Genomic DNA, 20,963 nt, shown 5'->3' with positions numbered 1-20,963 from the left:
TCCCCAATCAGACATGACCATAACCGGTAAAACGTTACGCTATCAGCAACATGTCTTATCAATAATTATATGAAATAACGATACGATGAAAAGGAATATCTTTTTTATTTTAATATGCTTTGTATTACTAGCTAACCTGGCCATCTGCCAAGAAAAAGACGTCGATTTTAGCAAAGCTTATATTGCCCAAAACGACGGCAAGACAACTGTTGAAATCAATGAGGCACAGGAACTCATCTATATTATCTTTGCGATAACTGACTTTGGTAAGGAAAATCCAAACATGACCAAGCAGAATACGGCGTATTTTGAAGAGGTCAAAGCGCATTTTACCCCATTTTCCAATCTGCCTATCGTAAAGAAATTTGACCAGCAGCTGCGAGAGAATCTAACCAACTATTTCCTCTTAGCGGCCAATGTATATGGCTTTAAGTTCAAAAATGACCAATTAGTACCTACAAACATCTATATTTTTCCAGCAAGAGGAGTTGGAAATTATCAGGTGAAATCTAATCCTATCCCCGCTTACAAAAACGACCTGGAAGAATTCGCCAGACAGAGTGGATACCGGACATTCTACAAAGAGCATCAAGGCTATTACGACAGCCTTCGTACAGCATATCAGGAGTATGCTTCCATTGCCGAGCAAAAAGAATGGTTAGAAAAGAAATTCGATTATACAATCAATAGCTATCGTGTATTGACTTCCCCCCTGATTGCCGGAATGAATGCGACCCACACCTTCAAGTACAAAGGTTTCAAAGAAATTTTGCTTTTTTTACCCACCCTCCGCGAAGACGAATCCTGGAGCCCCAAATTCAAAAAAGCACTCAATACACGCATTATTTTTACGGAGATAGACCACAACTACGTAGGTCCATTGAGCGAAAAAAACAAAAGACAGATTGATACAATATTCAATAATAGGGACTTATGGGTCGATATAGAAAACAAAAGTACAGTTCATTATCCAAGTCCGGTAAAAGTATTTGATGAGTATCTAACCTGGGGACTTTTCATCTTATATTGTTACGATAAGTTTGGAGATGATCATGATCTTTTTGGCCAAATTGTTGAAAACGTCAACGATATGATGGTCAATAAAAAAGGATTTCCCAAAGCAGATGAATTTAACGCCGAATTGTTCCGCCTGTATAAAGACAATAACCCGAAAGATATTCAGAGCTTATACAAGCCACTGTTGGACTGGTGTGAGAAAGAAAATTAGTGCCATCCCGATAATATTTAGTAAATTAAAGCTGAGAAGGAAATAAGCCGCTAGAAATGTGAATGTATACGACCATAAGGAATTAGCATAGCACAAGGGGATGATCGTCGAAATATATTTAAACACAATACGTACGGAGAAACAATTATGAACATTAGATTTATCGGTTCTGGCAGTTATATTCCACCCCATAAAATAACCAACGCAGACTTCGCCGACCATCTTTTTTTGGATGAAAATAGGCTGCCGTTCAAGGAGCCTGCTTCTGTCATTGAAAAATTTAAGGCTATCACTGGTATTGAGGAACGTCGCTACGCCGATCCTGACCAAGTGGCTTCAGACCTTGCTTTCCTAGCTGGTCAACTTGCCATTGAAGACGCCGGTATAGCTGCGGAAACATTGGACTATATTATTGTTGCACATAATTATGGCGATGTGCAAGCTGGCAAAATCCAATCGGATACTGTACCAAGTTTAGCAAGCAGGGTGAAGAAAAAGCTCGGGATCAGCAATCCTAAATGTGTGGCTTATGATCTACTATTTGGTTGTCCGGGTTGGAACGAAGGCGTGTTGCACGCCAACGCTTTCATAAAATCAGGTATGGCAAAGCGCTGTATGGTCATTGGCGCAGAAACGCTTTCCCGTGTTGTAGATCCTTTTGACAGAGATTCGATGATCTATGCGGATGGCGCTGGCGCTGTAATCATCGAAGCCACCACGTCAGAGCAAGGGCTCCTGTCGCATGAAAGCGCAACTTATGCGCTTGAGGAAGCGAACTATATCAATTTCGGAAGCTCCTATCAACAAGAGCAGGACCCTGATATACGGTATATTAAAATGAAAGGACGCAAAATCTATGAGTTTGCACTCAGTAAAGTTCCTTTAGCCATGCAGGCTTGCCTCCAAAAAGCGCATATCGATATCACGGCAATCAAAAAAATACTGATCCACCAAGCCAACGAGAAGATGGACGAAGCCATTCTGATGAGATTCTATGCACTATACGATACAGTACCCCCGCCCGATATTATGCCAATGACCATACATACATTAGGAAATAGCAGCGTGGCAACCATTCCTACCCTCTATGATCTCATTGCTCGTGGTCAGATAGACAATCAATCCCTACACGAAGGCGATATCATCCTATTTGCGTCTGTTGGCGCTGGCATGAATATCAATGCTTTTACCTATCGGGTCTAATGTAATTTTGCGACTATATCGTGCCGCTATTAAGCTAATACAGAGCCTAGATGGGATTTATTTTATAAAAAATAACAAAACACTGTATATATCAATATTTTATACTTAAATTTGTATTATAATCGGCTCCGCCTTTGCTTATCTGAAATCGTCAAGTTATACTTACAACTCAGTTTTCGCATTTTCAGAAGCTTTTTTGTTAGCAAAACGGAGGTAAAGACCTTTTTGGACTTGAGTCAATTCAAGATCATCAAAATCAGATCCTATTTCTTGCAAAAAATCGATTAGCTATTGTTGATATTCATTTGTCACAATAATGTAGTACAGATTACTTTAATATAATTTATAAAACAATGCAAGAAGGAACTATTAAATTCTTCAACCAAACAAAAGGTTTTGGTTTTATCACGCCTGCTGGTGGTGGAGACGACATTTTCGTACACGTATCTGGTTTAATCAACGAAGTACGCGAAAATGACAGTGTAACATTTGATGTAGAAAACGGTAAAAAAGGCGTTAATGCAGTTAACGTACGTATCGCATAATTAAGTAAACACACAAGAGGATAATTTATTTATCTTCTTGCGAAGTGTAACGGGCAGCCGTTACACTTTTTTTTATCCATTCCATACCGAAGTAACGCCAAAAACCAGACGATCTATCGGTCCGGCATATGGAAGACTTTTACAATCCAGCCAACATCACTTCTTCCTGTCGCAGAAAATATGGACTGCTATCTTTGAATCTCCCGCGCTTCCTGGAATACTTTCTGATGATATCAGCAACAACATCATCGGTGAGTTCATGTCCCTCTAACGTCGGAAAACCCTCCCAGCGTACAATGCCATCCGGATCTACTAAAATACAGTGTGGGATTCCCTGTACTTCGAGCTGTTTCTTCAACTTCGCTTTCGTATCGATCGCTGAGAAATAATCTATTTTAATCTCCTTCGCCTTTTTAATGACCTCTGCTTTTTCATCCGAAAGACCGATGATCACGAGTTTATCACCATACTTCTTATGCCATTCATTGAGTTCGGGAATTACTTTTCGGCAGGGTCCACACCAAGTAGCCCAAAAATCAATAAGGATAAACTTACCCTTTGTATCAGGTACATCTGTGAGCCACTGCTCCACCTCAAGTTTTGGCGCCTTTTGATTCAAAATTGATTTTGCCCACAATTTCTTATTGTTGTTGCTTTCCTGCGTATGACCGATTACATGGATCAGGCAAAGCGCAAATAATAAGAAAGCTTTTAGGATAACTTTTACATTCATAAAACAGCTTGTTTAGTTCCCCTAATTTATGGATTTTTTTCCACAATCATTTCATCCTTTCATCCCACACATCGTCTTTTCAAAGACACCTTAGCGGCCTTTATAAGGCAAAATAACACCTGTACTTTTAATTGATATAAAACATACAATACGCTGTATATAAATAATTAGTATATTTATTAAAAACACAACAACTCCAATTTATTTGCTGTACGGCTCATGATTTTCCGAATCGAGCCAGCCTGACATCCCTATAAAATAACAGCGCACCATCGACATTTCCACGGCAAAAACCAGATCCTAATCCATCCTCACAAAAGCTAAATTGAGGCGCTTAGCATACAAAAACAACGAAGTGGGCCGGCCCTCTATCCCATTCGTCAAGATAATGCACAAGTTGACCGCATTATACTGTAGCAAAGTGTAGGATAGCCCTATTTACAAACACTGCTTTCGGAAATCAAGACACTCCTGTAAAGCCTATTGAGTACCTACGTATACGGCTGACAAACTGGCACAACACCCAATAAAGTAAAAACATAAAACTATGCACATAAGACATTTAACAATATAAATATAAACAGATAATTAAACATCATAATCTTTATAACGCATCAACTTCACCCATCGGATACCATCCATCTGTAGTTCGCCCTGCGATGGCAATATGAACTTTTGCCTGGCCCCTCATTTTTCCACTTCTGTATAACCCAGCAGACCGCTAGACTTTTTGGAGCCTTTCTCCAGGCATCCTGCATACCGAAACCAACAATCCCCTATGGATAATAGTCATACATATGAGACCAGTTATCGTCAAAACTGCCCAAATTACCCAAACAATCAATACGCCTGCCCACCGGTCTTTTTGAAAGGGTATATTGTTAGGTTTTACGATCGGTCAATAAGATGATTATAGGAGTTTCCATAAAGTTTTCGGTATACGCATAGACCAGGTTCTCGCGCGTAGCCTTGGATAGCTTATCTTCTTGTTCTCCGAAGTAAACTATTTTTAGTATTTCTATTTTTGATAAGTTAAGATGAATGCCCTTTATAATCAGATGGCGAATAATCCGTGATGTTTTTAAAGAATGTAGAAAATGCCGATAGAGATTCAAACCCCAAATGAAATGCAATCTGCTTTATACTTTTATCTGAAAATTTTAAGAGCCCCTTGGCCTCTTGTATTATTCGCTGATAAATTACGTTGGAAGCAGTAATATGGAGGTGTTTTCTGCACAGAATATTCAGATAATTACTCGTTACATGTAATCTCTCCGCATACCAAGTCACTCGTTTATGGGCAGCGAAATTTACATTGACAAGATCCCAAAAAGAGTCAATAATTACATTTGAAGTTCCAAGAAGATTTTCCTTTAAATAATCTCCAGCTTCCTTTTTTATCAAAGAAACTAGAATATCGATTCTTAAGCGCACTATTTCGTTCCACTTTCCATCCGATTCTTGCGCCAAGAGATCGCGTTGGATATTTTTCATTTCATTGAATATCACCTCAAATAAAGCTGTACTGAGTTTAAAAACGGGGTGCAAATTGTGACGGATGAAATAAATCTCACTAAGACTGGAGAAAGTTTCGAATACTTTCTTTCCCACGACAATTTTCTGCGCATTCGTTTCCGGACCGGTAATCCAGTGGTGATGCTGCCCTGGAAATAAAAAATGAAGCTGGTTCCCCTTGATCGGATATTCCGCAGCGTCAATGTAATGCGTACCACTTCCTTCAGAAAATAGCACCATTAAAAAGTACGTGCATTTTGTCGTCTTATTATAATCCTCAGCACCAATTATTTCTTTGTAAAATACCCCCTCTTCCGTTAGCGTAATTGGCAGTTTTTCTGTTTTCATTAAAGGTAAAATTAAAGTAAGTCTAAGTGTTTGCAATCGGCTAAAACACCACTATTATGTAGTCGCACTAGACTATTTTAGGTAGTCTCGCTAGGATTATTTCTGCAATTTAAATACCAATTATATTGCTCCTAGCGTACAGGTATCTCCTCTTTCTCCCGAAAAGCACCTAAAAAATTCGCTATTATATCACTATTTTCTCATTTTCCTTTTATAGCTACAACCGGTCATCTCAATAAACTGATCCTGACTAAATGAATCAATATTTTGCACAGACTGTAAAATTGAAGGTATAAAAATAGGGGTAAATTCCAATTTTTCAACAGCAGAAACATTAGCTGCAAAATAGTAACAATAATGATCAATACTGAATTAACGGTTGATTAACGATAACAGTTTCGATCTATAGTATAGAAATGACTTTTTCAAAATAAAAACTGTAAGCCACTCATTTACTGTACCAACCAAAGATTCTCCATCCGATATTTTTTAGATCGCAAGACAAGACATTGGCTGCATTAAAATAAATACTGAACTTAAGATGAAAGTCAAGATGTTCAATTTTAGGCTTTATTCAGTTATAATTTTATAAAGTGATTTAATAATTATATAAAACGTTTTTTACATCAAATCAGTATCAGGCTCTTAGGGCCATCCTATCATAGCCATAATTTCTTTCTATTCGGTATTTAGCGATAGAAAAAGCAACATCGAAACCGATATTACCATCATAAATATTGACCTGGGATATTGTCTACATACTAAAGGGGGAATTACATACTAAAGGGGGAATTACATACAAAAGGCCAAGAAATTATCTTGGCCTAATGCAACATATTATTTGGGGTGTTTTCGTAGCCCTATATAGCAAAAATACTGCCGAAATTACAAAAACACACCCATTAGCTTATTTTTTCTAAAGACTTTATGCTGCAGAAAAATAAAAAACGACTAAAATCACTTGTTCCGCGGCAACTGGGCAAGTACAGCTTTCATTTCAGGAGAATTTATAGCTCCCTGGAATAACAGATTGTCCTTTATCCTAAAATCCAAGTTAGGTATTCCCTTCCAGCCTGTAGCCACAGGATCCACAAATAGAGGCGGATAAGGAAATACTTATTCGGTATGGTTTACAACAGCAAACCGAAGTGTTCCTTGAGCGCTGTACGTGCAGCATGATATCCGCACATGCCATGCACCCCACCACCCGGAGGAGTCGATGATGAACAGAGATAAATCGTGTCGACCGAGGTTCGGTACGGATTTAGGGCCAAAATGGGCCTACTGTACAGCTGCGAAATATCCATAATACCGCCATTGATATCACCACCGATGTAATTTGGGTTGTACTCTTCGAGCTCCATGGGAGAAAAGGTATGCTTGGCCAAAATGGTTTCTTTAAAACCCGGCGCAAAGCGCTCAATCTGATTTTCGATCGCTTCGGTATAATCGACCTTACTCCCATTAGGAACATGGCAGTACGCCCATCCCGTATGCTTGCCTTCGGGAGCACGACTGGGATCGAACGCACTCTGTTGCGCAAACAGTACAAAAGGCTTACCCACTTGCTTTCCAAGATGGCTCAACCGCTCGCTTTCGGCAATTTCGGCGTAGGTATTTCCCAAATGTACTGTAGCGGCCTGCTGACAGCGCAGATCTTTAAAAGGCGTCTTTTCTGATAATGCCCAATCGACTTTAAATACCCCCATTCCCTGCCTAAAGCCTTCGAGGCGTCTGCGGTAGCCGCTAGCAAGACCTATACCTTTGAGCTGCAACAACTGCCGGGGCGTGATATCACAGATTAGGACTTTATGGGATGGTAGATCGCGAACATCCTCTACCCAAAAGCCCGTTTGGATCTCCCCACCCAACGATTGATAGTAGCCTAAAAGCGCATTGGCAATGGATTGCGAGCCGCCAATCGGTATCTGCCAACCATATTTGTTGCCTACCGCCGCGAGCACAATGGCAATTGCAGAAGTTGTCCAGTTATTTAGGGGCTGAATTCCATGAGCCGCCATCCCCGCCCATAAAGCCTGTGCCTGCACGGAAGTAAAGCGCTTTGCGGTCCAGCTTGCCGGCTGAAGTGCATCCAGTCCAAACGAGGCTAAAGACAAAGGATGCTTCGGAAAGGATAATGGCCCCATAATATCGGCCGCAAGGCGCACCCAATGTGTCACGACCTTTTCCACCAGCTTACGATACCTTTCACCATCCGTCCCCAAACCCTTTACCGTTTCGGCAAGACTATGGTAAAGAATTCCCGTTTCCCCTTCGTCCAATGGGTGTGCCGCTGCATACTCAGGCTTAACAAAAGATAGCCCAAATGCTTCCAAAGGTAAACTCCTGAAAAATGGCGATGCCATAGCCATGGGATGAATCGCCGAACAGACATCATGTTTGAAACCCGGAATTGTAAGTTCCTTGGTTCGCATTCCCCCACCGATTGTATCGGCACCCTCAACCAGCAGCGTGCTCAGCCCCTGCTGCTGAAAGGTAATCGCTGCAGCCAGTCCATTTGGTCCCGAACCAATAATAATTGCATCAAATTTTCGCATAAGCTAGTTTTTAATCACTCCTAGTCGCAGCCTGTATTGGGTTGTTCCTTTTTTGAGCGCTTTGACGAAGTAGAATCGGACAACGATTTGCTATTATCCTTTTTTTTACCTGCAGATCCGCAGGAGACTGTAAATGTCGTTAAAACAAACGCTAAAAGTCCAAGATTGATTATTTTTTTCATATGTTATCCATTTAATTTACGATAATGTTGACACCATGTATCCTTATGGCTTTTTCAGCTATTGATTCCCTTACTATAACCTATGCCCTTGGATACAAACTTTTACATGCATTGAAAGGATTTATTTTCCGGGCCGCACCCATCTTTAGAACTCATATACAATCCTATCAAACAACTTTATAAGAAATATCATTTATATAATATGTTCATCCAAAAAATAGGCGCGATACCGTTGTTTTAGCTCCTTTCGCTGTGTACTATCGAGCTTGATTTTCGGATCGGTCTGTGATACGACCGTAGAAACAACCTTATGCACGCCTTTACCTTTTTCAATAAATAATACCGTCGGCGAAGAAATCCGTTTAATGGAATCAATCCCCACAGCTGTATAAGGATTTAGGACATCGTGAAATTTGGCCAATATAGCTTCATAACCCGGGCTCCCGGCCTTGGTCGTGATCACTTTACCGTCCTTATCTTTCTCCTTAAGATCCCGGATATCGTGAATATTGAGGTAATAAATAGCCGCCTTTTCCTCCTGGGCAAATTCCAGCAGCGGCGTTATGGCATTCCGAAACCAGGGACAGCTGGGCCATCCAAAAAGGACAATACCATTTTCCAGCTCCAACACATCCTGTTCGGTCGCATAGACGATCCGCGGATTGTCTGGAATTTGTACCGGCACTTTGTTCGTTTTATTCAGGCTTTCAAGTTCCTGCTTAAAGCGAACTCCTTCTTGCTTTTTAAATGAAACCTGACTATTTTTTACGGCTTCCTTCGTATCCTGCCTAGATTGGCAGTTGGTCACATTGAGCAACACCACCACCGCTAATAACATGCTAGCCAATAATTTTAAATCTTTCATATCATGTATGCATTTAAGTGTAATCCTCTTGTTAATTCACCGATTGCTTGTAGCTTTTAATATGTTCACCGATATCCCAGACCTGCGCTTTTGGCACCCATTCATTGATGAGGCTGCTTGCAATGGCCGAGCGATAACCCGAAGCGCAGTGCACCACGATAGGTTTATCCACGGGTAGCTCGGCAATATGCGCCTTCAATTCGGCCAGCGGAATGTTATGTGCCCCTTTGAATACTGGTCCAGTCTTAGCTTCCTCGGCCGTACGTACATCGACTATAAAATATTGCTCTTGCGCCCTGTCAAATGCAGCCTGATCAAAAGCTGTCGAAGGCTGTCCCGCGAAATCCCCATACAACACGACACCTTTAACAAACTGTTCATAGCCAATTTTAGCCAGCTTTTCGAGCTGCACCTGACCGTGTTCTTTCGTATCGACAACAAGATAAAAGCCGTCTTTCGGTTCAATAAAAGTCCCAACCCAAGATTCTGACTTGCTACGTTCGGGAATATTAATGGCCTCCGGAAAATGTGACGCCTTAAATTCTGAAGCGGGGCGGGTATCGAGGACAGTGCTCAGCGCCTGGGGCACCGCCGCTGCCGAAACCACTGAAATACCCGACAAAGAAGCCAATAATGGCTTTGCTCCCCGACGATTCAATGCTACATTATAAGGGAAGTAAATCGGTACAGGCGGACGGTCTGCCAGAATCTGCTGGACAAACGCTTCTTCCGATTTTTGCTGAAAGGCCAAATTATGGGTTCTTTCAGCGCCAATGGTACTTTGCTTAGCACCCTTTATTGCATTTCCGCACAGTGACCCAGCGCCATGAGCTGGATACAAAAGCACCTGATCGCCTAACGTTGCATAGATATCATGGACGGTGTGGTAGAGCTGCCGCGCCAGTTTTTCGCGCTGCGTAGCCTGTTCTCCCGAATACTCGCGCAGATCGGGCCTTCCAACCCCACCAATCAATACCGCATCCCCCGAAAAGATCGCCACATCGCGACCATTTTCTTTTAGCAAAACAGATATGCTATCTGGTGAATGACCGGCTGTATTGATGGCATGCAAAACAATATGGTCCGAAATCTTTAAGGTATCGCCATCGTCAAAAGTATGGTGGGGATAGGTCGCACGCACAAGCTTGCTGACATAAACGGGAACTTTCAGATCCTGATGAATCTCCAGATGGGAACTCACAAAATCAGCGTGGGGATGTGTTTCGACAACCGCAATGATTTTCGCTCCCTGCTCCTTTGCATAAGCATAATAAGGCCTCGGATCGCGGGCAGGGTCCACAAGTACAATTTTCCTATCGGCCAAAATCGCATAGGAAAACTGTGCCAGGCCTTCATCTTCGAACTGTCTGATGCTGTAGCCATTCGCAAAATTATTGGTATTTCCAAAACAGGATACGCCCTGACCTGCCGAAGCAAGGGTAAAAAGTACAGCTGAACGGTGGATAAATGATCTTCTATTCATAACATTCTTTTTTTAGACAATTAGTAAGTAAAGAGTGTATTTTTCATATACCATTCCTTACCGGTGAGATAGGATTCTTTAATGCGATTGAGGGTAATTTCGAGGTTATTGCCACTGGCATCCAGCCCCTTGAGTTTGATCTGTTCGGCTGTTGGTCGTTCGTAAGCCCATTTCAGCACATGCAGGCTATCGCCCTGCGCTTTTCCATATAGGGCTTTCAGTCCCACATCTAGTTTTTCATCTAGTTTCTTACGTTGTTCCTTACTGAATTTCTGATTTTTATCGATCAGATACAATGCGTGTTCTGTCGAGTCTATTTCATAGTAGAGGTAGTTCTTCCCTCCGGCCCGGCCTGTAAACTCGTAAGTTTTGAGCACATCATTTAAAGCCGGGGTACCATTGCCAAGATCGATCGAATTGGCTTTATTGACTTTGTAGACCAAGGTCGAATAACGTTCGAAAAAGGCCTCATGCCAGCGTACCGAATCGGCAGGTGAATAAGCCTGAGACTTTCCATTCAGCAGAAAACTCGAAACCTCATAATGTCCTGCAGCTTTTGCCAGCCCAGGAAGTACAGGTTCTTTTAGACGCCCTTCATCATAGAATCGCTCATAGCGATAAAAGCCGTAAACGAAAATAAACAGGACCACAATGGTCGCCTTTAGGCCAAAGTAAAATGGCTTATTCCACTTCCTGACAAACTTGGGCACATAGTAATAGGTGCTTACTGGTTCGCGCAGGATAAAAAGCTTCCAGATCGCAGGCAGATACTGCAGCAATAGAAAAAGGGAAAGCAATACAAAATATGAACTGTATACATGAACTGCGCCATCGTAGGCAATATTGGCGTGGGCAATGTTAAAGAGGACTCCAGCATTGATAATGGCTCCTATGACGACCGTGGGTCGAAAGAAGAGCAGGCTTCCCGCCGCTATCTCCAAAAAGCCTAAAAAGATCTCATATTTATAGGATACACCGACGATTTGCCAATACAACTTAAAGGGGGCATATTCACCGATATCGGTATTCAGATTGGCAAGGGATGGAAATGGCATCTGCATGGGAAAGAACTTGATAAATCCGAAAGCGATCAGCCCCAGTGCAATGCGGTAGCGTACCAATACCCGCAACCAATAGTACAGCGCATCATAGCGCTGCACCTTACTATTTCGGGCCAATATCGTCCAGATGGAAGCACCAAGCACCGCTATCAGGCCATTGAGCCACCAAGACGTATACGATGCGAAACCCCATTTGCCACTTTCGCTGTCTATTTCTATCCAACCCGTGCGCGACCCACCGGCGATCGTTGCCATCCAATCATATAATGATTCGGGTTTAAAAACTTTTTCGTACCATTCCCAATCCAGGGGTACCACCATCAGGATAAAGAAAATAAAAGTAAATCTAAATCCTACTTTCTCCCAGTACTTCCAACCCTGCTCCTGCTGGCTGGTAGGAATACTTTCCAAATATTGAATCGTTGCCATAAACTTAGTCTAAATTTGAATCGTTAATAAATACGGATCGGTTTTCTGCGGCCTTCCTGCAACAGATATTTCTTGTTCACTTTCTCCAGCCGCACATGCAATGAGTCGCCCAGCTGGTTGACTCCATTAAGTAAAACTGTCCGTTTGTCGGGTCTTTTGACAATAAAGGCAAAAGTGTGGCCTTTACTTACTTTTCCGGTAAGTTTGATTGTGGTTGTGCTCTTATCACTTCCCTGCTTGCTCGTATAGCCAAAGAATTCACGCCCACCATTGCCCAGGTATTCGTAGTTACGCTCGCGATTGAAGGCGATACGCGGTTTGAGGCTATCGACCTTTACAGAACGGTTTCCACGGATGCTGAGCGTATTCCATTTTTCAAAAACCACATCCTTCCATCGCAATGTATCGGTTAGCGAATATGGAATAGTATCTCCTTTCCAGACGAAGTCTTTTACATCGTATACGCCCGCTGCTCCTTCCAATCCCTTTTCATCGGGGAATGGGTAATCGGAATTCTTCCAGCTCAGGTAAGCCTGTACGCTAAATACGGCGATCAGCAGCAGAAACAAGGCCTGCAGATAAGGGCGACCCCCCGCAACTCTTCGGCCATAGACAGGCCAAAACCCATCGGGAATAGTTACTGCCTTTTTAATTAAAAGCTGATAAAAACGGGGCCAGTCGTACGAGAAGATAACGACCGCAAGCAATAGTAAAAACGAACTATAGACCTGTTCACCGATCTCGTATACATAATTAACGATCACGACATTGAGCAATACGGCAATAAGTAATCCCGAACCGATGATTGCTGTACGGCGGTTCAGTAAAAAGAGTCCACCCACAATCTCTAGCGCACCAATTACCGGTAAATATCCCGCGGTTGCAATGCCGTTGGTCAGGTAATAGAGCTTCCAGAGCAGGAAATCACCGTATTCGGTATGCAACTCGCTAATGGTCGGCTCGGGAAGTTGTATAGGGATAATTTTGACAAGACCTATAAAAGTAATGGCCAATGCTAAACGATAACGCAACAGCACGCGGAGCCAGTAAAATACACGATCGTCATCGGCCTTAAAAGTCTGCCTGATTTTACGGCCAAAGGCCCAAAATAGCAAGAGTGCGAGCGCCAGGGCAATTGCCCAGTTGTAGTATCCGCGCACATCGCTACCGACGAAAGGGCTTTCGGCGATAAAAGAAGTGCGGTAAGTCGCCAATCCAAACCAGTTCTCCAATGAAAACAAGTCAGCAAATGAACTCCCCGTAAAAAGATTGGGGTCATACGGGATGCTGAGTATCAAAAAAAAGATCAGGCCGATGTATAAAATAGCTGAGCGATAGCGCTTAAAAAAATGAGAGTCTGCAAATGTTGTCATTTCAATCCGATTAAATAAAAAACAAATGATTCATCCGATCAATCCAAACCTGGATTTTGTTGTAGATTCGGGTCTATCGAAACCTGAGCGTACGGTATCGGCAGCAGTAACCTATTCACGGAGGAAATATTGAGCACCTGTTGCGCGCGTCCTGTCCGCAGCAGATCATACCAGCGATGATTTTCCAGGGCAAATTCAACGCGATTTTCATCTTCCACGGCCTGCAGGAGCGCTGCCGCTCCGAGACTTTGCAAGGGTTTGATGTTGGCGCGTGAGCGTATGGCATTTAAGTCGGCCAAAGCAGCTGTCACATCGCCAGAGCCATTCCGTTGCGCCAATGCTTCGGCGCGGATTAGGTAAAGCTCGGCCGTACGGATCAAAAAGACGGGGTCTGTTCGGTCTGTTCGGTAATACAGATTGCCGATCAGGATATTCGGATCTGTGGACGAAGAGGTCTTGGATACCAATGCCGTCCGATCCCCACCAACAGCTGGATCTACCAGCAGGTCATAGATGGCCTGAGAAGGTCTGATCCAAGCGGTCCCCCCATTATTGCCCGACAACCATTGACTGGCCTGACCACTAGTATTGTTGATATCAAAGACCAATTCGAAGACCGATTCTTTGGTATTGGAGGTATTGTTGGCATAAAACGAGCGGTATGGGCTCACCAAACTATAATTGGTATTATCATCAATAATATACGAGGCATATTTTATGGCTTCAGACCAGTTTTTCTGATACAGGTAGAATCTTGCCAGCAGCGCCCGCGCGGTCTTTTTGGTAGCGCGTATACGGTTGGTTTCATTGGGCAACAGCTGTTCGGCCTTTTGCAGATCCTGCAGCACCTGTGCGTAGGTGTCAGTCAGGGAGCTCCTTTGGACCTGGGGCAGACTGCTGGCCGAAGTCGTTGGCTGCAGCACGATCTGTACACCACCCCAGGTTCTGGCCAGATCAAAATAGGCCAGTGCACGCACAAAATAGGCTTCTCCCACAAGCTGGTTGCGATAGGCTTCGGTAAAAGTGGTCGTCAGCGCCAGATTGGGTACTTTGGTAATCACATGGTTGGTCCTGTTGATGGTGGCATAGACCTGGTTCCATGCCGTAGCAAGCACAGCGAGGTCAGATTTTACCGTATGATTGGTCAAGGTCTGATGGACAGTTTGGCTACCGCGATACACGATATTGTCTGCCGAAAAGAATCCCAGTAGCTGAAAGCTATAGCCATAATAATCGTTGGACCGAAGTGCTGAGTAAATACCGCGCACGGCTGTTGCGGCAGAACTCCCGTCAACGATAGTCACTTCATCAGACACTGAATTCTTGGGCTCGACCTCCAAAAAAGAGCTGCAGCTACTTAGTTGAAAGGCAAGAAGCGGAAAAAGGAAATATATAATTTTTTTCATGAGCTTTACGGATTAAGGTTAACGTTTATAGGGTGACATTGAGCCCAAGCTGAAACGTGCGCGGCTGTGGTGGAGTTCCGAAGGATCCTATCCCCTGTGCATTTGGGTTGCTGGTCACATTCGATTCAGGATCACCAGTGTATTTGCTCCACACAAAGAGATTAGACCCTACAAAATAGATACGTGCAGCAGTCAATTTTGCCCGCTCGACCAGCTCTTTCGGCAATTTATAACCAAAAGACAGCTGTCTGAGCTTTAAAAACGAGGCATCTTCCAGATAGCGGCTATTGGCATCGATGGTATAGTTGAGTCCTTCCGATGTCAGTCGAGGCACATCGGTGATATCACCGGGCTGTTGCCATCTGTTTAGCACATTTTGAAATACGCCACCGCTGCTCGGGTTACGCTCCCGAAAGTAGCGGTTGAGGTTAACGGCATAGTTGCCATATTGGAAACTAAAGTCTACACCCAAATCAAAGTTTTTATAGGTAAAGGTATTGCCTATACCTCCATAAAACTTGGGATAAGCATTCCGAAAAACTTTACGTGCCGAAGTAGGCAAAGAACCATCGCTCAGCTGTCCGTCAAACACGGCTTTTCCGGTCTGTGGATCGACCGACAGCTGTTCGTAAAGCCAGAATGAGTTGAGCGAATAACCTTCTTTCAGGATAACCCAATCGCGGGTATACTGGGTAATCTGCGTGGGCAGTTTCTCTATTTTATTCTTATTTCCCGAGATGTTGAAGCTTGTATTCCAAGCAAAGTCTTTTGTTTTCACGTTGAGTGAGTTGATCAACACTTCATAGCCTTTATTGCTGATCTCGCCCACATTGGCCCAGTATTTTGAAAAACCAGAACTGCCAACAATAGGTCGCTCGAGCAGAAGATCGGAGGTATATTTATGATAAAGATCTACGGTAATGGACAGGCGGTTTTTAAATAGCGCCACATCCAGCCCAAGGTCTGCCTGCGCTGTTTTCTCCCAGCGCAGATTTTCGTTGCCCAACTGGAAAGGACCTGTACTTGGCAACACCTTGCCATAGCTGTCGGCATATTTTTCATTGCCCGACCAAAGACCTCTAGCGGCGAAATTGCTGATTCCAGCCTGATTGCCCGTCAATCCATAGGAAGCCCTAATTTTCAGGTCGTTTAACCAGGTTTGATCTGCCAGAAAGGCTTCTTGGCTAATCCGCCAGCCTGCCGAAAAAGCCGGAAAATAGCCCCATCGGTTGTTGGCACCGAACTTGGACGAGCCATCTGCCCGCAGGGTTGCCTCCGCAAAATAACGGTCTGCATAGCTATAGCCTACTCTTCCAAAAAAGGATGCAATCGTATATTTAGTCCAATTGTCGGATGCAATGATATTGGCTGCCGATGAGATCTGTTTAAAGGAATCATTCGCAAAACCATTCCCCTCCAGGTATTTGTAATCAAGTACGTTGCTCTGCAAGGTATTTCCCACAATAGCATTCAGGCTATGCTTGCCGAAGGTATTCTGGTACGTCAGGGTTTGTTCGTTGATCCAGGTTGCATTTCTCGATATTCCCGAGGTCGCCTGATTGTTATTCGCAATGCCGATACTGGTTTTACTGTTCCAGTACTGTGATTCATCGTATAGGTTATAGTCGGCACTAAAACTGGATTTGAATTTCAGTCCTTTCACTAGATCAATTTCCGCAAAGGCACTTCCAACATAACGCAGACTTGTAGTATTGACATCGTAGTTGTCCACCAGTGTATAGGTATTATCGGTACCATTGAGTGATCCATCGGTATTGAATATAGGGACATTCGTTGCCGAAGAAACGGCGGAATTGAAAAGACTTACCTGAGGGCCATCACCTGTACGCGCCTGATTGCGGTAGGTTCTGGAAAAATTATTTGTCAGGCCAATCTTGACACGATTACTGATCTGATGGTCGAAATTAAATTTGAGATTGGTACGGGAGAAATCAATGACCTTTATAAAAGCTTCCTGTCCTGTGTAGCCTGCGCCGATATAGAACCTCGATTTGTCACCGCCCCCCTGTATACCGATGTTATAATCCTGCAGCTTCCCATGGCGCAACAGGAAACCAAGGCGATCATAGGTAGGCTGATCTTCAGGATTTCCTTTCCCGCCTTCCGAAACTGGACGATAAGGCCTGTTGGCGAAAGTCTGTTTCAATGCCGGATTGTCCAATCCGGAGTTTATCCACCACTCGTTGGCGAGGGTTGCCGTTTCGGGACCTGTAGCCAATTTTGGCAACAAGGATTTATTGGCTTCGGCCCAGCCCCCCTGCAGGTTGAGGTCAATTTTGGTACGGCTACCGTAACTTCCTTTTTTTGTGGTAATGATGATCACACCATTGGCACCCCGGGAACCATAGATTGCGGTTGCTGAAGCATCCTTCAGCACTTCAATCGATTCGATATCTGCTGGGTTGATATCCGTGAGCGGTGAACTGGTCCGTCCACCAAGCCCGATATTTTGGAGCGAAGTATTATTTAAGAATACGCCATCAATAATATATAAGGGATCGCTACTGGAGTTGATCGATGTCGTTCCGCGAACCCGCAGGAAGATGCTTTCTCCGGGAACTCCTGAATTGGTGGAAACCTGCACACCGGAAAGCTTGCCCTGCAACTGGGCATCAAAACTTGCCACCGGAATTTTGTTGACTTCGGCAGCGTCAATCTTGGCAACTGCGCCCGTTAGATTTCTTCGCTTTTGTACACCGTAGCCTACGACGACCACTTCATCGAGATCAGAAACGCTAGGTTGAAGCAAGATCTGAATCTGCGCCTCCCGTGCGGTTATCTTTCGACCTTTGTATCCCAAAAATGAAGTTGAGAATGTCAACGGAAGTCGTTGCCCCGTGACAAACTGAAATCTTCCCGACGCATCGGTCTTTACTTGATGAGTAACACCTTCGAGCTTTATGGTAACGCCTTCAATAGGTCGATTGGTAATCGAATCCAATACAACACCTTTTAAGGTTGCGTTTATAAGTGGCTCAGATTGCTGCGAAAATGCAGGCAATAGCAAACCATGTGACAAAAAAATCGTCACGGCGTACTTCCATACGCTATTTTTCATAGGTAAAATTTTAACAGTGAATATTTACAAGTGCCAACGCCAATTGATTACTTGTCAGAAAAGCTGCTTTTATGGAAAGAAATACTTTCCCCTAGACTTAGCTACACATTCGCCTATTGAAATCAGAACAAAAGGATTTACAGTTGCGCAGATTTGCGCTCGATTGGGAAGGGTTAAAATAAAAGTTGTAGTTCATAAATAACATATTAAGTTAAAAATTATGATGATTACTCATGGAAGAGGTTGCCTTATTCAAGCTTGTCTCCTAGGTTGATGAAACAAATATAGTAAACATAAAATAAAATCTATAATATTAGTAGACTTTATTTTTAACTATATTTTCTTCCATAAAAAAATCGCAAGTAAATCGGCTCAGAAAAGTTGGTGGAAATATGTACATTTGAGTGCAGTCAATTACCTTTAGATCATGCAGCTATTTCCTCCAGAAATTTTATCGCCCTACATCAAGCACTATCTTTTTTTGGAAAGTGGCGGTGATCAGCACAAAAAACTGCGGTTATTTTCCGATGGCAACACTGGAATGGTATTTCTTCTCAATGAAGGCCAGCTGTCCATCAACAAAAGTCAGCAGCTTCCCGCTTCATTTTTGTATGGTCAGATCAGCCATTTCCAGGATCTCGCACTGCTGACACAGACTTCATTTGTTATTATTGTCTTCCAACCCGATGGGCTCTATAAGTTACTCGGTATCGCTGCCCACGCACTAAAAGATCAAATTATTGTTACGCAAGATTTATTTGGACAGTCCGTTATCAGGCTATATGACAGCCTGATGCACACGAAGTCCTCAACTGAAAAAGTACATGCATTAAATGCCTTCTTTTATGCATATGCAGTCCGGCAGAAGTATCCAAATCAGGGACCACTACCTGCAATTCTGCAACATATCACAGCGCAAAAGGGAATGGTTACTGTAGGACAAATCGTCCAATACAGCGGTTACACCGAACGGCATATGGAAAGAATATTTGCGGAACAGGTTGGAATGAGCCCCAAAAAATTTGGCAATATTGTTCAATTCCATTCCTTTTTGAAGTTACTTCGCAACAAAGCAGCTGAAACGAACTTAACGACAATCAGCCACGAAAGTGGGTATTTTGATCAGTCTCACCTCATCAGGGCATTTAAAAAATATACCGGTATCACACCTTCGGAATATTTAAATAATACAAATCGGCTAGCGATCAACTTTATGGAATTTAAAAGCAAATCGGACCGCATGTCGGGTTTATACAATTTCAGCTAAGGCCCCGCGTGTAGCTTTGTCTATAGATCAATTAAAGAAATATGGACAACTTAAAAATTGCTACGGCACAATTTGAGCACAAAAGTGCGAACAAGGCTTATAACCTAGCCATTATCGAACGACTTGCGCAAGAGGCCGCCGCACAGGGTGCTGAGGTAATTGCATTTCACGAATGCTCCATAACAGGGTATACCTTTGCCCGAAATTTAAATAAGCAGCAAATGCTTGCGATCGCCGAACTTGTTCCCGACGGCGAAAGTACACAAAAGCTGATTTCAATAGCCGCTAAGTACAACATCACTATCCTCGCGGGCCTGTTTGAAAAGGATGAGGACGACAACCTATACAAACCTTATATCTGTGTAGACAAAAATGGCCTAATTGCAAAGCATCGCAAGCTTCACCCCTTTATAAACCCCCATTTGCAAGCAGGGCAAGGCTATACTATTTTTGAAATTAACAGTTGGAAATGTGGCATTTTAATCTGTTATGATAATAATGTCATCGAAAATGTACGCGCAACAAAATTATTGGGTGCCGACATCATCTTTATGCCCCATGTAACCATGTGTACCCCTTCTTCCCGACCTGGCGCAGGTTTTGTAGATCCGCAGCTTTGGCAAAACCGCGAAAACGATCCAACCAGCTTGCGCTTAGAATTTGACGGAATGAAAGGACGCAGCTGGCTGATGAAATGGCTGCCAGCCCGGGCCTATGACAATGCGCTCTATGTTGTTTTTTCAAACCCCATCGGCATGGATGACGATCAGTTAAAAAATGGATGTTCCATGATCCTAGATCCTTTCGGGGATATTCTGACTGAATGCCGTACATTTGAAGATAGTTTTACAATAGCCACCATTACGCCCGAAAAACTGATTCAAGCCGGTGGATATCGTTACATAAACGCTCGAAGGCCAGATCTCTATGGTGACATTATCGGCCAACAGCATGAGTCCCAACAAAAAGTGGTCTGGTTGAATACCGACAATCGTTAGTTCCGCTAAACCGAATGGCTACTTTAAGACCTTTTCACATGGTCTTAAAGTAGTTTATCCAATAATGTTATCGATCAACCTCCAGATGTTTGCCAGACGACAGCACGTCCAACTACCTTAAGAAAAAGCACTTGTCTTTTCTCATAATACAAACGCCAAAAAGCCATTAGAGACCGACAAAAAAAGACATAATGGGCTATAAAAATAGGTGTCTCTTACTGCAAAAGAAGACTTTCTGTACTTCTTAAAGATGCCGACAAACTTCATATCGCCAATAAATCGGAGAAGGAAAATACCACTGACCATATACATCCCATAGCGAATATACTTTGCGTCTACCGGAACATCCAAAACTCCGATGGCACATAGATTTACAAACGCAAAAATCAATAATCCGATAGCAACCAGCAAAGTGCCTACCCGGGTGGGATTAAATATCCTTCTGCCATTCAGATCGGTCGGAACGGCAACATTCATTCCCCAATGTCCACCGAGCAGCCAGAAAAAATGCAACAAAGCCAAAAAAATAAAAATAGTGGCGATAACGATTGAAAGTACAAACTCCATAAGGTAAATATAACGTATTTTAACTTGCCTATTTCAGGTTTCTCCTGAAACAGGCAAGCTATGCAGCAGCAGAAATGCGAATTATTAAATAAACAATTCATAGCATATCTTGGAAAAAGTCAG

General features: G+C 43.1%; 16 protein-coding genes. 5 read left to right on the top strand and 11 right to left on the bottom strand.

What is annotated here, in order from left to right:
- Positions 1-85: 85 nt before the first annotated feature.
- The 3 genes from A9970_RS04130 to A9970_RS04120 all read left to right on the top strand — a co-directional run bounded on the left by A9970_RS04130 (position 86) and on the right by A9970_RS04120 (position 2,976).
- Positions 86-1,228, top strand: coding sequence for a DUF4932 domain-containing protein (locus A9970_RS04130; RefSeq protein ID WP_182981419.1), 1,143 nt, complete (start codon positions 86-88; stop codon positions 1,226-1,228).
- Between the two features lie 147 nt (positions 1,229-1,375).
- Positions 1,376-2,431, top strand: coding sequence for a 3-oxoacyl-ACP synthase III family protein (locus A9970_RS04125; protein WP_182981418.1), 1,056 nt, complete (start codon positions 1,376-1,378; stop codon positions 2,429-2,431).
- A gap of 353 nt (positions 2,432-2,784) precedes the next feature.
- Positions 2,785-2,976: a cold-shock protein gene (locus A9970_RS04120; protein WP_070566486.1), complete on the top strand. Its 192-nt coding sequence runs from the start codon at positions 2,785-2,787 to the stop codon at positions 2,974-2,976.
- A 139-nt stretch (positions 2,977-3,115) separates the two neighbouring features.
- Here the strand turns inward: A9970_RS04120 and A9970_RS04115 are convergent, their stop codons facing one another.
- The 10 genes from A9970_RS04115 to A9970_RS04070 all read right to left on the bottom strand — a co-directional run bounded on the left by A9970_RS04115 (position 3,116) and on the right by A9970_RS04070 (position 18,008).
- A complete protein-coding gene (locus A9970_RS04115) occupies positions 3,116-3,709 on the bottom strand; it encodes a TlpA disulfide reductase family protein (RefSeq protein ID WP_182981417.1) in 594 nt (197 codons plus the stop codon).
- Between the two features lie 1,032 nt (positions 3,710-4,741).
- A complete protein-coding gene (locus A9970_RS04110) occupies positions 4,742-5,572 on the bottom strand; it encodes an AraC family transcriptional regulator (protein ID WP_182981416.1) in 831 nt (276 codons plus the stop codon).
- 1,130 nt (positions 5,573-6,702) lie between these two features.
- On the bottom strand, positions 6,703-8,130 hold the full coding sequence (locus tag A9970_RS04105) for an NAD(P)/FAD-dependent oxidoreductase (RefSeq protein WP_182981415.1): 1,428 nt from the start codon (positions 8,128-8,130) through the stop codon (positions 6,703-6,705).
- Between the two features lie 20 nt (positions 8,131-8,150).
- On the bottom strand, positions 8,151-8,312 hold the full coding sequence (locus tag A9970_RS04100; protein ID WP_153847574.1) for a hypothetical protein: 162 nt from the start codon (positions 8,310-8,312) through the stop codon (positions 8,151-8,153).
- A 193-nt stretch (positions 8,313-8,505) separates the two neighbouring features.
- A complete protein-coding gene (locus A9970_RS04095) occupies positions 8,506-9,177 on the bottom strand; it encodes a hypothetical protein (RefSeq protein ID WP_182981414.1) in 672 nt (223 codons plus the stop codon).
- Positions 9,178-9,208: 31 nt separating this feature from the next.
- Positions 9,209-10,660: a rhodanese-like domain-containing protein gene (locus A9970_RS04090; protein WP_182981413.1), complete on the bottom strand. Its 1,452-nt coding sequence runs from the start codon at positions 10,658-10,660 to the stop codon at positions 9,209-9,211.
- 20 nt (positions 10,661-10,680) lie between these two features.
- Positions 10,681-12,150, bottom strand: a complete 1,470-nt coding sequence (locus A9970_RS04085) for a hypothetical protein (RefSeq protein WP_182981412.1) — start codon at positions 12,148-12,150, stop codon at positions 10,681-10,683.
- A gap of 23 nt (positions 12,151-12,173) precedes the next feature.
- A complete protein-coding gene (locus A9970_RS04080; RefSeq protein WP_182981411.1) occupies positions 12,174-13,523 on the bottom strand; it encodes a beta-carotene 15,15'-monooxygenase in 1,350 nt (449 codons plus the stop codon).
- A 38-nt stretch (positions 13,524-13,561) separates the two neighbouring features.
- Positions 13,562-14,929, bottom strand: coding sequence for a RagB/SusD family nutrient uptake outer membrane protein (locus tag A9970_RS04075; protein WP_182981410.1), 1,368 nt, complete (start codon positions 14,927-14,929; stop codon positions 13,562-13,564).
- Positions 14,930-14,954: 25 nt separating this feature from the next.
- Positions 14,955-18,008: a TonB-dependent receptor gene (locus A9970_RS04070; protein ID WP_159726974.1), complete on the bottom strand. Its 3,054-nt coding sequence runs from the start codon at positions 18,006-18,008 to the stop codon at positions 14,955-14,957.
- Positions 18,009-18,435: 427 nt separating this feature from the next.
- On the opposite strand from A9970_RS04070, the gene A9970_RS04065 reads away from it, so the two are divergent.
- Both A9970_RS04065 and A9970_RS04060 read left to right on the top strand, forming a co-directional pair.
- On the top strand, positions 18,436-19,275 hold the full coding sequence (locus A9970_RS04065; protein ID WP_182981409.1) for a helix-turn-helix transcriptional regulator: 840 nt from the start codon (positions 18,436-18,438) through the stop codon (positions 19,273-19,275).
- Positions 19,276-19,316: 41 nt separating this feature from the next.
- The gene (locus A9970_RS04060) at positions 19,317-20,273 is read left to right on the top strand and encodes a nitrilase family protein (RefSeq protein ID WP_182981408.1); all 957 of its coding nucleotides are present in this window, start codon (positions 19,317-19,319) and stop codon (positions 20,271-20,273) included.
- 141 nt (positions 20,274-20,414) lie between these two features.
- Here the strand turns inward: A9970_RS04060 and A9970_RS04055 are convergent, their stop codons facing one another.
- The gene (locus tag A9970_RS04055) at positions 20,415-20,840 is read right to left on the bottom strand and encodes a DUF3995 domain-containing protein (protein WP_182981407.1); all 426 of its coding nucleotides are present in this window, start codon (positions 20,838-20,840) and stop codon (positions 20,415-20,417) included.
- Positions 20,841-20,963 lie beyond the last annotated feature (123 nt).

Source organism: Sphingobacterium sp. UME9 (assembly GCF_014170215.1).
GTDB lineage: Bacteria > Bacteroidota > Bacteroidia > Sphingobacteriales > Sphingobacteriaceae > Sphingobacterium > Sphingobacterium paramultivorum.
This window is presented reverse-complemented; position numbering and strand designations above follow the sequence as displayed.